The 14,065-nt window shown below is 46.0% G+C and carries 7 protein-coding genes and 1 pseudogene; 2 read left to right on the plus strand and 6 right to left on the minus strand.

All coding sequences use genetic code 11. The features are described 5' to 3' along the window. Positions 1–269: 269 nt before the first annotated feature. Positions 270–908 carry a response regulator gene (locus tag Q7C20_RS22525; protein ID WP_375070339.1) on the minus strand — a complete coding sequence of 213 codons (639 nt, stop codon included), beginning with the start codon at positions 906–908 and terminating at the stop codon, positions 270–272. On the opposite strand from Q7C20_RS22525, the gene Q7C20_RS22530 reads away from it, so the two are divergent. Beyond that, positions 889–5,217, plus strand: coding sequence for an ATP-binding protein (locus Q7C20_RS22530; RefSeq protein ID WP_375070341.1), 4,329 nt, complete (start codon positions 889–891; stop codon positions 5,215–5,217). The genes Q7C20_RS22525 and Q7C20_RS22530 overlap by 20 nt on opposite strands. Before the next feature lie 27 nt (positions 5,218–5,244). Here Q7C20_RS22530 and Q7C20_RS22535 read toward each other — a convergent pair whose 3' ends face one another. The 4 genes from Q7C20_RS22535 to Q7C20_RS22550 all read right to left on the minus strand — a co-directional run bounded on the left by Q7C20_RS22535 (position 5,245) and on the right by Q7C20_RS22550 (position 10,455). Beyond that, complete coding sequence (locus Q7C20_RS22535; RefSeq protein WP_375070342.1) at positions 5,245–6,066, minus strand: EAL domain-containing protein; 822 nt, start codon at positions 6,064–6,066, stop codon at positions 5,245–5,247. 293 nt (positions 6,067–6,359) lie between these two features. After that, on the minus strand, positions 6,360–9,080 hold the full coding sequence (locus Q7C20_RS22540) for a TcfC E-set like domain-containing protein (RefSeq protein WP_375070344.1): 2,721 nt from the start codon (positions 9,078–9,080) through the stop codon (positions 6,360–6,362). Positions 9,081–9,165: 85 nt separating this feature from the next. Further along, positions 9,166–9,681, minus strand: a complete 516-nt coding sequence (locus Q7C20_RS22545) for a CS1 type fimbrial major subunit (protein WP_375070346.1) — start codon at positions 9,679–9,681, stop codon at positions 9,166–9,168. 66 nt (positions 9,682–9,747) lie between these two features. Further along, on the minus strand, positions 9,748–10,455 hold the full coding sequence (locus Q7C20_RS22550) for a hypothetical protein (RefSeq protein ID WP_375070348.1): 708 nt from the start codon (positions 10,453–10,455) through the stop codon (positions 9,748–9,750). Between the two features lie 1,011 nt (positions 10,456–11,466). Between Q7C20_RS22550 and Q7C20_RS22555 the strand changes: the two are divergent. Further along, a pseudogene (locus tag Q7C20_RS22555) lies at positions 11,467–12,649 on the plus strand (transposase); the annotation flags it as partial. A gap of 170 nt (positions 12,650–12,819) precedes the next feature. Here the strand turns inward: Q7C20_RS22555 and Q7C20_RS22560 are convergent. Next, positions 12,820–14,065: YDG domain-containing protein (locus Q7C20_RS22560; RefSeq protein WP_375070350.1), on the minus strand; the 1,246-nt coding region annotated here is incomplete at its 5' end.

The raw sequence follows: 14,065 nt of genomic DNA on the forward strand, positions 1-14,065 counted from the left end.
CTAACCCAGGAAGCGGCGTTAAGTTTTTCTCAGCCGCTGGGCCAAGCCAACGATAAACTGCAGCAGTCGAATCCAGTTATCCAGATGCATAAGGTAATGCCGGCCAGGCGCTCATCACCGGTTTATCTGATAACATTTAAGCTGCTGTAGGCTAAAGCAACTAATAGAAAGGGACATCGTTAGCGACTGCCTATACGGCTCATATTAAATTTATACTCGTTAATATTTTCCGAATTTAACCAAAGCTCGCAAAGTAAAAGAACGAATTTTTAGTCGCTCAACAACGTATTTCGGGCATATTGATAAAGCTCCGCATCTGTGTTAACACCCAATTTCTTTTTAGCTGAGATTTTAGTCCAGCTAACTGTTTTAATGCTCCTTGATAATTTTTCTGCCACCTGAGTCGGTGTCGAACCGGAAGCTAAAAGACGTATTACCTCAATTTCTTTAGGCGATAGTTTTACTTGTATGTTTTCTAGATTCAATATTGACGCATTGGCCAGCGTTAAACGAAAATACGAACTGACATAACGTTTGTCTTTCATCGCACACTTTATAGCCCCCAATAATTCGCGCTGATTAGCATTTTTTTCAACAATACCGCTTACGCCCAGCTTTAATATACTTAATACTAAACCTGGATTCTGAATAGATGTAAGTACGACCACTCTTAACTCAGGATGGAGACGTCGGATGCGAGCTAGCATGGTCAGCCCATCGCGCTGACTGTGAGGCATAGAAAAGTCAGTTATAAGCAAGTCACAAGGCGTATTGCTCAATACGATTTCAAGCTCTTCCGGGCTTGTAGCTGTACCAACTACCTCTCCAAGACCTTGCTTTTCAACTATAATTTTTGCACCCAGCAATACAATCGGATGATCATCGGCAATGACGATTTTAGGCAGCATGTCAACTCCTATTTTTAATCGGTCGTCTGTGCGACTGCCGATACCTGTAGAGCCCCTATACACGTCAATTTTGTCAAGGGCAATATTCGCAATATTGACAGCTTTGGCGGTTTGTGGCGATTGCTATGGGGCATATTCAGATTTTAGCACGACGGAGCAAGCCTACGTTAAGCAAAACCCATCGTGGGTAGTAGGATATGTTGATATTGGATTGAACAAAGATAAAATGTCCGATAGCTATAATTATGGAAATGAACTTCTATCTAAAATCGCAAACAATTTAAACGTTACGCTAAATTTCAAAAAGTATTCATCGGCATCAAGTCTTTATTCTGCTCTGTGTGACAAAAGTGTTGACGTGGTGGTGGATGCGCCGAAAATCGATAGTGATTTAGACTGTATGACACTATCAGATTCATACTTTAAGATCCCTGCGATTTTATTGGGTTCAAAAAATATTGTCGAACATCTATCTATTGACAAATTGCGAGACCTGAAAGTAGCGATAGTGGAGGGGGATACTACGGAGGAATGGTTAAAGATCTTACATCCCAATACTTCTTTTTTGACCACAAAAGACCTAAGTTCTGCCATAAGCTTGATTAATTCAGAAGCCGCAAGCGTTATCGTTGAAGATGGTATGGGCAGTTATCCCATATTGCCTACCTTACTGGCACTTCCCCTCACGGCTCGCGCCATTCCAAACGTAGAGACTAATTTACACTTCGCCGTTCGAAAGGAAGACTCTCTATTGATGTCGGTGCTTAACAAAGCGTTGCGAGGCCTACCTGCAAATGAGATAGATACACTTAAGTCGTACTGGATGGCGCATGATGACCCCTCTTCAACGATGTTACTTAGCGACGAAGAAAAACGCTATCTTAGCAATTTGCCGACATTGAAAGTCGCTTATGACCCAAATTGGAAACCTATTGCCTTTGCCGATAGTCAAGGGGGGGCAGATGGTTTATCTGCTGACTATTGGCGCGAGGTGACGTCAGCGTTGAGTCTGAAAACTGAAAATGCTCCAACACATAGCTGGAAGGATGCGTTATTCAAAATGGCATCAGGCCAGGTGGATATCATTCTTCCTGTGGTTCATGCTGAAAGCAATCAGGTTAAGGTGCTGTACACGCGGCCATTCATAAAGCTCAGCAATGTTATCGTCACCTCTGGAGCGAGGGTATCTCGTCTATCTGAACTCAATGGTAAGTCCGTCGCTATCACCGATCCTTTGTTTCTTCGAGATCAACTAAAAGCACTTGTGCCATACAGTAGTGTTGAGATTGTTGACTCTACGTTTTTGGGTATGAAAAAAGTAGTAGACGGAGAAGCGTTTGCTTTCATTGGCAATCTTTCAATTATCAATTCACTGATGAATGAGAAATTTTCAGGAGATCTACAAATTGTTGCACCTGTTGATATCTCTGATGACTTGTCTATCGGCGTGACAGAGAATTACAAAAAGTTGCTCCCGCTGATTAACCGAGCATTGCGTACAATCCCCGAAGAAAGACGTAAAGAAATCAATAATAAATGGTTGCATATTACGCCGCAACCGGGCCTCTCATGGATAGCTCTTACGAAACTGCTTTGGTTTTCCGCTTTCTTGATTTTGACTATTATGGCACTGTTATTTATATTTTACCGCCGCTTACAAAAAGAGATTCACCACCGACGTAATGCTGAGCAAACTATTGTTGACCAACTTCAATTGCGTGAGGCTTTGATAGAAACATTTCCTTATCCTGTAGTAGTCAAGGATATAGAAAAACGTTATTTATTAATTAATCATGCTTATGAGCATGCATTTTCAATCAAAAAATCTGAACTACTCGGCAGAACGACTTTGGAAACCTATCATTATCCTGGTGATTGGTCAGTGACCATTGATGAGCTAGCAACACAAGTGATGAGAAAACGCGAAAGCTTCCATTCGGAATTCACCATGAGCGATGAACAAGGGGGAGTGCGGACTTGGTTATACTGGATGAAACCCTTTTATCGCGCAGATCTAACATTAGCAGGAGTGATGGTTTCATTAGTTGATATAACCCATATTCGGCAGGTCGATGAGCGAAGCAAATCGTTGGAGGCACGCCTTAAAAGGATCACCACCCACCTTTCCGTCGGTGTATTTGAGGCCCTTCATGAACGCGGGCAACTACCGGTATTTACCTATCTTGCCGGATCTATAAAAGAACTGCTAGGGCTCGATATCACTGACGTATTAGATAACTCTCTATTATTATTTGATGCCATTCATCCCGAGGATCTAACCTCATTGTTAGCTGAGCTGGAGCGCAAAGCCGTTAATTTGCAACCATTACGTGCGTTCTTTCGTTGCCGCGCAATTGGACGAGAAATGCATGTTCGCGTTGATGCAGTGCCTGAAAGTACGCCTTCTGGAACAATAACTTGGAATGGCGTGTGGGTGGATGTTACAGAGTCCAGACAAAAATCGATCAAGCTCTCGAAAGCCAAGGAGGCTGCTGAAGAAGCTGCGAATGCGAAATCTCAATTTTTAGCGACAATGAGCCATGAAATACGCACGCCCATGAACGGAATACTGGGACTATTAGAGTTACTGCACTCCAAGTCTATGAGTCGTGATCAACAGCAAATTATGCAGATGATTGATGAATCAGCGAAGTCATTGATGACTGTACTCAACGACGTGCTCGATCTTTCTAAAATTGAGTTCAATCAACTTCAACTGCACAATCAAAAAACTGACCTGCGAACGTTGCTTAGCAGCGTTATGGGAGTGATGGCGCACCAAGCACACGCAAAAGGCCTTCGAGTACGAGTATCCATAAGCCCTATGTTGGCTCATACCATCAATGTCGACGACATGCGTCTGCGTCAAGTATTGCTGAATCTTTTAAGTAATGCGATTAAATTTACGGCCATTGGGACAATTACGTTAAAAGTCGCAGTAACGCTTTCGAATCCTGATAGCCAGAGGATTATCATCTCGGTCTCGGATACTGGTCCGGGCATGGATAACTCACAAAAAGAAAGAATTTTTAAGCCTTTTACTCAAGGAGACACTTCCATCACTCGGCGATACGGAGGAACTGGATTAGGCCTTGTAATCAGTCAGCATCTGGTTGAGTTAATGGGTGGCGAACTGTCGCTGGACAGTGAAGTGGGTGTAGGTACGAGGGTGGCAATTATGCTTCCGGTAGGTACCTTTAGCAGAGATGGCCGAGAAAAATTATTACTGGGCCGGCGGGTTTGCGTCGACTTGTCAGACGATGAGGATCGAGAAGAACTCACTCATCTACTATCGACGCTTGGGGCCACCTCTGTCCTCGGGGCGGAAGAACAAATAGCAGACTCTTGCGATATTTATTTTTTTGATGACATTAAAAAACTTGAACGGAAGCATCATGATCACTGCGTCAATGTGACCGCCACTCCTATACTCTCGGGATGGCAAGATACGGGACTCGGATATCCAGCGTTGACCAGCAACCCGTTCATGTGGAGTAGCGTAGTATACGTGTGCAACGAGTTATTAGGCTGTTCCGTAAACAATGTGATAAATGGTCCACTTGCGGAGGTTGCTGGAAGACCACTAATCTTGGTTGCAGAGGATCATCCAACTAATCAGGCCTTAATCAAAAGCCAGCTAGATCGATTGGGTTTTGACTGTGAGATTGCTGCGAATGGTAGCGAGGCGCTTCATCAGTTTAAAGAGTCAACCCACTGCATGTTGATTACCGATTGCTATATGCCCATCATGGATGGCTACACTCTAGCTCAAAAAGTGCGGAGTAAACTAAAAGGCTCCCAGCATTTTCCGATATTGGCTATGACTGCAAGTGTCTTGATCGAAGAGAAACAACGCTGTATAGACGCGGGTATCGATGAGTGTTTGCTGAAACCACTTGGGCTAGAGACATTGCGTCAGGCCATGAATAAATGGTTACCCGGCTCGAAAATCACTTCCGTTTCAACGCAGTGTTTAACTGGCGAGCCTAGTGAGTGGCTTTCCTTGCTCGAATTACTGGACGAATGTCCAGAGCTTACCGATCTAATCCCTAGCTTTATTGAAAGTAGCGAGTCAGACCTGAACTACATTGAAAAGCTATTAATTCAACAAGACAAACAAAAACTACACGAGCAATTGCACCGTTTACGTGGTGCTCTACGTATATTTAGTTTAACCGAGCTCTCACGCCGCTCAGAAGAAATCGAACGAGAGATCGAAAAAAACAGTACAGTCTTGATTTCTGATAGTTTGATAGAATTCATTAAAGAAGTACGTATAATGCTTGATAAAATGAGAGGACTGGCTTAAGTCCGACAGTAACCAATTCGGATTTAATTAAGGAAAAATACAACCACTCCATTTTATACACCATTGCTCAATTTGCTCAGATGGAAGCGCCGCTGAAAACAAGTGGCCTTGACCATGGTGGCATCCGAGACTTTGCAATAGGTTAAGCTGCTGAAGTGTCTCTATCCCTTCCGCGACCACATTCAACTGCAGGGTGCTGCCAATATTAACCATGAGTTCAATCATTTTACGATATTGAACATCGGAACACATATTTTCAACAAAGACTCTGTCGATTTTTATTTCCGAACAAGGTGTTTTACAAACACGTTCAAGAGATGAATAGCCGATACCGAAGTCATCGATAGAAACACTAAAGCCTGCCGCTTTGAGCTTAGCGGAATTTCTTGCGAATTTTGGGAAAGACAATGATTCATTTGCACGCTCAGTGATTTCAATTGTTAGAGCATTATTTGTAATGTCGTGAGAGTTGGCCTGCGCAATAAAGGCTCTAATAAAACCGCTGTCAGTTACCTGGCTAGGCTCAAGATTAATCGCCATTGCCGTTCTAATAGATCTACATGCTAGTCTTTTCTGGAAAATTAACGCCTGATCTAATAAAGACCGCGTCATTTCATTCAATAGGCCACCGGCGATAACAGTGTGAAGAAATTTGTCAGGCGTGAGAACTCCTAACTCAGGATGTTTCCAGCGGACAAGTACTTCAAGTCCGGAAAGGTCTAGGCCAAAAAGTTCGACTTTAGGTTGATAATATGCCTTGAATTCAGAACAACTCAAAGCTTTGACAATTTCGCTAATACTGAATCCCTGACTCTTTAAGCGGGGCTGAATTTCTCTTGAGTTAAACATAATGATTTTGCTCGGTATTCATGAGATTTAAGGCTTTTTTTGCGATAATACTTAATTAAAGCTGAGCATCGTCACATATGGCATATGAGCTAAGATAACTTAAGCCTCAAAAATATCATGCTTGGGACTTGGAGTGCCGTGCAAGGTTTTGAGCGATGCGTCAGGATTACATGTGATTGCCTTGGTATTTTCAAGGGGTCAAGGCTCATTGAAGATTCTGACTTGCTGCAACTCATAATTTAAGGCAGATCTTAGTCTCTTGATCATGCTAGGCTATAATTTAATAAGCGCTATTACGCCTTAGTAATGGACATGGTGCTTTTTAATATCTTTGCTACGCGAGATAAAGACTTAATATCTATTGGCAAATCTTTTTCAGCAATAATTTTACATTCAGTAGCTCCTAGCTGTCGTAATCCATTCACGGTTTTAAAGATTTTTACGGGACATTGGTAAAGTACCCGTTCTTTCACTACATAGAGATGCTGAGGCTGACCATTAAACTCAGCTATAAAACTACCATCTTCATTAATATCGGGAACTGTAGCATTCAAAATCATTCCTCCCGACAATAGATTTTTCCCATTGACTAATAGTTGACCCAAGTAAGTGTATTGAATATTGACTGTTAGCTTTCTAACCCCCAATTTACCAGGTTGCATAAACCAGTTTTGTTCGCTAGAACCTTGCTCTACACTAGAAATACCATCCCCTGTGCGAGTACTTGAATCTTCAACATGACTTTTTATGTTCTGAAACCCCTCAATTGGAACAAAAGCTTTTTCTCCGGTATGCACTGTGGTTTTGGAGCTTCCCGGCATTTGAATATCGGCCACTGCCTGATGCTCGGCATCACTACCGCCTTGCACCTGTGCTTCAAAGACAACTCCGCCAAGCGGATCAGACCCGCCATCGTCAGAACCCCATACGAATACGTGAGGTGCGACTGCAAATGACGAAGAGTACTGGCCACTCATATCCGTTTGGGTTTGGGAGACACCTTGATTTTGACTGATTGTGCCGCTGAAACGGCCCATGCCCGTGTTAGCTCGGCCATTAAGCGTGATACCGCGCTGGCTCTCATTATCAGTAGTTACATTGGCACCGACCTCCCGATAGCCGCTATCCTCCCAACTGCTCACATGACTGAACTGATAACTCTCCTGCCGCGGCTGCTGTTTGCTCTGCGTCAACGAGGCTTGGGCAGACTGGAAGTCGGTACGACCGGTGTCGGTGGCAGGAGTACGACGAGACAGCGTCAATGAAAGTGTCATACCGTTATCCCGAAGCTGCCCGTTTTGAGACTGATAAAGAGAGATGCGAGGATTATAGATCCAGTTGTTTCTAACAAACGACCTGCTGAAATTCAGTTGTATGGAGCGATTTGAGAACGAGTTAAGGGGGGAGCCATATTCATTTATGTACGTACCATTGTATCGTTCGACTTGAACTTCACTGTTCCTCCCACTCATCACGCGGCTTGGTCGATTTTGTGTCTTTGATACGGTGTAACCCAGCGTCGTATTCCACCCTAATAGGTTAGTGCCAACCGTCGCATTGACAGATTGGTAGCAACTGAGATAACTGTCAGTATCGCAACTTGGAGTGCTCACGTTGTAGCGGTAAACGCTTGCACTAAGCCCATCATTCCAATAGATCTGCTGCGTATCACCACGACTGCCATCAGAGCCATAAAAGAAATTGGCTGTCGTATTCAGGTTACCAAACCGTGTAGGCAGGGCCCACTCAAATTTTGATTCTGCATATCTAACATTATGTACTTGTTCGGCGCCAAGAGTTGTGGCTGTATTGAAACCTGTATTTAGGCGCGCACCCACGAGCGTAGTAGGACTTTTTTTAGTTTGCCCTGAGCCATTATTTTGGTGTGTCTGGTCTTCAGCCGTTCCTGTTTGTAAAAACCACTGAAAATCGCCCGCGCTACCCATACCGGCTACAGACTTTGAAAATGGCTGGGTTTCAGTGCGTACAAGATGACCATTTTCAAAGATTTTTAACGTAAGCAGGTAGCTACCGTCTGGATACTCGGCTGTGCTAATATTTTGAAATCCACCTTGGACATAGTTGGTGCCCAGCAATTGGTTGCCACGGTAAACATCAACTCGCGAGGGAACTGTTAAAATTAGATTGACAGGGGTTCCCTCGCTTTTTGCAGCCTGATTCAAGTACGCCTCGGTGGTCCCCAATCTTAAGCCATCCATGGTTCCGATGGGTAAAAGGGAAAAGCCGAACGCGCCCCCTAGGTTGCTTGAGAGATTACGTTGGTCCATACGGCCGGCCTGAACGTAATATCGATTACCTATGTCATAGCGATAATAAAACTGATCAAGGTACGTTTCACTAACGTTCTGCCGAGATGACTCGGCTCCCAAGTATCGCCAAGCCATGCCCAGGAATCCGCGCTCACCTACTCCCAATGCTCCAACACCGCTTATTGAAAGATTTTTGTAATCGCTATTTGCGGCATAGTTGACGGTTTGTCTATGGATAAACGCGTTTTTCAAATCTGCTGAGGGTTGAAAATAAATAGGTTGTTTGTGAGAATTTTTTAAATCATACCATTTTTGATTCAAAAAAATTGACACAGCTTGATTGGTCTCGTCATATATATATGCGACTGAATCAGTTTGAATATAACCGCAGCCATTGACCTGAACACCACCCTCGCATGCCAGCTGAGAGTTACGCTTGTGAGGTGCCGACAATTCAGCGAGTACTTGTTTGCGCTCTGCCAACGATAGATTGGCAGATAACGGCATTAGATCTAACAAAGCCTGTGGTCTCTCAAAAGTAACCGTTTCGGCGTCGACGTCGACAAGAAACAAGCCAATTTTTTTCCCTGGAATTGAGACATCCAATAACAGTTGTTGAGTTTGATCCAAAGACGTAAAACCCTCAGGTATTTTTTCACCCGCGATTAAGCATTGAGAGAAAACTAAAAAAAATAACACACCGGAAGCAATGTGTTTTATAGTTAATAAAAAATTATTTTTCATTTTGCTTTCGAATACTTAGGAAAAGTGGCCTCACAGGCCTGAAAAAAATCAGCCAGCTCGGCCACTTTTTAAACTCTCGTATTAGTTAGGGCTTGGTTGTTGCAGCTGATTGGGTAATTACAATTCCCACGGTGCCAGAGTATTGCCCGGCACCTGTTAAAGCTGCCAGTTGTGTTTGTTTGATTTTTAGCTCTTGTGAGGGAGACCCACCATTGCTATCCCACACAATACTAGAACCAGTGATGGTTGCATCGGAGGAGGTGCTCAGTGCGTTCCCTCCAAAGCTGACAGTCAACGGTACTGTCTTACTAGAATCTACAGAATTAACTAACAGTGGCGTAGTATTCAAGCGCATCAAAATATTTTTTGATGTGTCGTTAGTAAAAATCTTTACGGGCAGAATGTAATCGCTAAGTCCTTTGCCTGGAATGTATGTCATCTCCAAACTTTTCGGAATGGCGGTTCCGTCTGCCTGTGTCAAGGACAGCGTCGGGTCTACATTAGCGGTCACAGTAATATTGGTTTCCGCAGCTTGTGAATTCGCCGCAATCAAGCTTGATGCAACCAACGCGAAAGTAAGACCTAACTTTTTCTTTCTCATAAATACACCTTCAATATAATGGTTAGTAGTTGCGACTTTTTAGCAGGCAATCGCACACCTGACTTACTAGAAATCCCAACGCTGGGTTTTCATGTCAGACTCTTGAGTTTTGTACTGAACGACGACAGACTTTATAGTAAAATTCACACTTGGTAACAGCATTGAAAGATCAGGATACAAGCTCTTTTCAATTTTAACTTTTTCACATTTTTGAGGGGTACTGTCTGAGCATAGTAAAATATCCTTTACCCAAGTGTGAATATTGCCAGTATTTTCAAGCTTACCATCCTTCATATTTACATTCAGACTACTCAAAGGGTTGATAGGTGGGCTATACACCAGCACGCCCCATGTTAAGTTTACCCCTACACTTGCCGCATCGTTATTTTCGTACTTACTATCCTCTGCCGTAACGGGCTCGACATAAACGCGGTATAGAACTTCTTTGTTCGGAGTAGATAGCGTACGTACCCGTACGATGTGCTCTCCTCCCGAGGGGAGAATAATTTTTTGCGGCGAAGCGACGATGCCTGTACCACTCATGATAGATACTGGAATCTCATGCTCCTGTTGAGTTGCTGGATCAACAACTTCTGCCACATATACTTTTAGATACTGTGTTTTGTCTGACTTTGAAAAAATCTTAAACTGATTTTTATTTGGATTTACAGGGTTTATTTTCACGACCATGGGATAAACCATTACATTCGCGCTGGCTAACGTCGAGCATAATAAGCAAACAAAAAAACCAATAAGTTGCGTAAAACCTTTCATTGAATTGACACCTATAAATAATAAATCTAGTAACTGTTTAGTCTTGCACTACCTGATTGACGTCAAGCTTATGTCGAACTCAAAAAAAAAAGACCCGGAAAATTCCGGGTTTGGGCTTCAAGTACACGTATGGGTGCTTTTCACTGAGATGCACTGCCGTATAACTTGCGTATCTGTCATGGCAGGCCAAGGGCTTTCTACTTACTCGATCCAAGTTAGAACCAACGATCGCTCTTTACTATAGAAATCAGTCTGGGCTGGAAATTAAAACTCGTAACTAAACATTGCGTTGGACGATGGAATAAAACCATGAGGGTCAGACAGCAATGGATTTTCCCCCAATGTCAGTTGGCTTCAACCAAATTTTTGCTGGGTCGAATAAGTGTAAGGTCCAGTCAAAACACTACCAGACAGCATTAATAAGGACTTTCATTCGCCAATGAGCGTCTTACCCCGAACCATTCAAAGCTCAGGTCGTCCCGGAATGTCCGCCGCACGGAGCGATGATCTCCAGTGTTGCCATCCATGACGGCATTAACGCCAATGTTATCCGCAAGTGGCTACCGATTTACCGGGATCCCCCACTGCAACTTTTCGGGCTTTATTTCCCGTAAAAACGGTATCAAGGCGAGCAATAGATGAGATGTTTTTCATCTCGCTGCATCATGGCGATAAACCCTTCACAGTAAAATAGCTTACCTCGGCTCCGGAAGGCTCCACGTTTTTATTCGTGGCTTGGCCCAATGATTCGCATCGATTCCATCTGGCATGCTACCCAGCCCATTGACATGCGTGCCATCACTGACGCGGCAGCGGCAGAGCGATTGATATAAGGGAGGTTTTATTGGCCGGGCATCCATTGTAGGATGGTGGCCGACTCAACCGCCAACAACTCCGAGCGCCAGTACCTGGATTGCCCTGGCAACGAGTCGGTGTTGGTGGCGCAATTGCATTGCTTAAAAAAGCTGCCTTTTAGCTGTAGCACTCTGCGTGCTTTGGTAAGATCGTGGAATGACCTCCCTACCGGATCTCGACCAAATGACTTACGAAAAACTGCGCACGCTAGCTGGGCTAGTTGATGTCGAAGATCATTACCCAGAACAGAAAAATTCATCGTAATAAAATTATCATCGAGCAACTCACTATCGAGATTGCCATTCTCAAGCGGCACAAGTTTGCCAGGCGCAGCGAGCCAATCAGCCCGGCGCAAGACAGCCTGCTCAATACCGACCTCGAAGCCATCTAGAACGAGTTAAAAGCACTTCAACTAGCATCCGCTCAATCAGAGCCAAGAAAGTGGCCCAAGCGCGCAGTCGTCGCTCCTGCGCACTGTAAGCCATCACGAGCAGGACAACATTAACGCGCTTGCGGCAGCCTGCTTTAGCGCATAGGTGAAGACGTCAGCGAGAGGCTGGACTAAACGCCGAGCGTGTTCACCATCGAACAGCATGTGCGTGGGAAATGGGCACGCCGGCAGTGCGAAACATTGATCCCGGCCCCGATGGCTGACAAGGGCAGCCCCAATGCGGGCCTGCTGGCGCACGTGATGGTGGCTAAGTTTGCCGACCTCGCGCGTTCTATCGATAGGAAAAGATCTTGAGCCGTGCGGGCGTGGCCATCTCGTGCTCACCCCTGGCGTAGCGGTTGCGTCAAACCGCTGTTCAGCTTCAGCCCCACTGCGTAAAGCAGTACCGGCTCAGCGCGTAGTCCACGCCGATAAAACGCCGGTATATATGTTGACTCTGGAGAGCCCCCCCTTACTCTGTGCCTAAAGCAGCACGCCATTCTCAAATGGCAATAAGGTCTGCGATGACTTTGCCGGCTAGAAGGCCAGCTTCGAGCTGGGCATCCCCGAAATCGGCGGCATGGCCCATGCGCCTCAAGTTCTTCGACCTGCATGTGGAGAAGAAAAAAGCCGGTTGGCGGAGAGGGCGCTTCACCCCATTGGCAGGATGTAAGAAGTCGAGCGACACGCCAAAGAAATGAGCGACGAAGACCGTTGGCGATTAAGCCAGGAAACGGCGGTGACCCTCTCTGAAAAACAGCATGAGTGGATGCTGGCCCAACGCGAACTTGTTACTGAGAGCTCAGCCTTAAACGCTTGGTTGCGCTGACGCGCTACCTGGAAGATGGTGCTGTGCCCATCGCCAACATCCAGATCGAGAACTTGATCCGGACGTGGGCGCTTGGGAGACTATCAGCCTGTAGGCACTAATACTTTTGAGCTAAAGGGATGTAAAGCGGATATAGAGATGACAATTTTAGTTTTTCTGCCAGCACTCAAAAGGCGGGCGATATTTTTGTGCCTAAGCCCCCTCCCGTTTTCGTTGCAAGCAGTGAGGCATTTGAGAACGTCCCAAGGGTTTATTCAAGCTGCTCATCTACATGAATGAAGCCGCCTGCAGCAAAATTAAGGGGCAACCTGTATCGGCCATTTAGTAACTGCCCCCCCTCCAGCTGTTGTATCGACTTGCTTTCCAAATATTCAGGCACCTCGGCGCCTCTCAGGCCACGTTCAATTTCTCCCGCAGGAGGAGGCACTAGATCGGAGGTAAGTGGAGGGGACATGATACGCAAGCGGCCATCCTCGTATCCGATAATATAGTTGCCGAAAGTGAGTGGTCCGAGGGGCGCTATAGAGTAATTTCCAAGATCAATCGCGCCTTGGGCCGAGCCACCATAGCTGAGTGGCAGGCCGGCTAGTTGGCTTTTGTTCTCCCCCACGACGAATCCGTCATAACGGATGCCATTACCTCCCGAGTAAGGACGACCGCTCCAAAACAGATCTTGATCGTTCGCCGTGATCCTCAACGGAGCCAAGGAAATCGAAGCGTTGACGCTGCCATTACTCGGGGCAGTAAATTGGTAGTTGCCCGCGTCAGCGCCGCTAAGGCTGCCACTGATGGCGACTGTCTTGCCTTGACCTACGTTCTTGTCGGCGAAGAAGCCGTTCGCAGTCACGCTCAGGTCATCCCCCCTGACGACAGTGCTACTGTCCAGGCCGCCCTGCACTGTGGCGGTGGTGGTGCCGTCGTAGACCTTGTTGTCGGCCGTGAACGCACCGCCAATCGTCCTTGGGGTGATGGCGGCGACAACGCTGCCATTACTCGGAGCGATAAACTGATAGTTTCCCGCATCGGCTCCGGTCAGACTGCTGAGGAGGATGACCGCTTTGCCTTGACCGACGTTCTTGTCGGCAAAAAGGCCGTTGGCGGTGACGCTCAGGTCATCACCCGCCACCACAGTGTTGCTGTCGAGGCCGCCATGCACTGTGACGCTAGTCGTGCCGTCGTAGACCTTGTTGTCGGCGGTGAATGCACCGCTAATCGTCCTGGGGGTGATGGCCGCGACAAGGCTGCCATTACTCGGAGCGATAAATTGATAGTTGCCCGCATCGGCTCCGGTCAGACTGCCGAGGACGCTGACCGCTTTGCCTTGACCGACGTTCTTGTCGGCAAAAAGGCCGTTGGTGGTGACGCTCAAGTCATCACCCGCCACGACAGTATTGCTGTCGAGACCGCCATGCACTGTGGCGCTAGTCGTGCCGTCGTAGACCTTGTTGTCGGCGGTGAATGCACCGCTAATCGTCCTGGGGGTGATGGCCGCGACA

Source organism: Pseudomonas sp. AMR01 (genome assembly GCF_041946035.1).
In the GTDB taxonomy this organism is placed as follows: Bacteria; Pseudomonadota; Gammaproteobacteria; order Pseudomonadales; family Pseudomonadaceae; genus Aquipseudomonas; species Aquipseudomonas antarctica_B.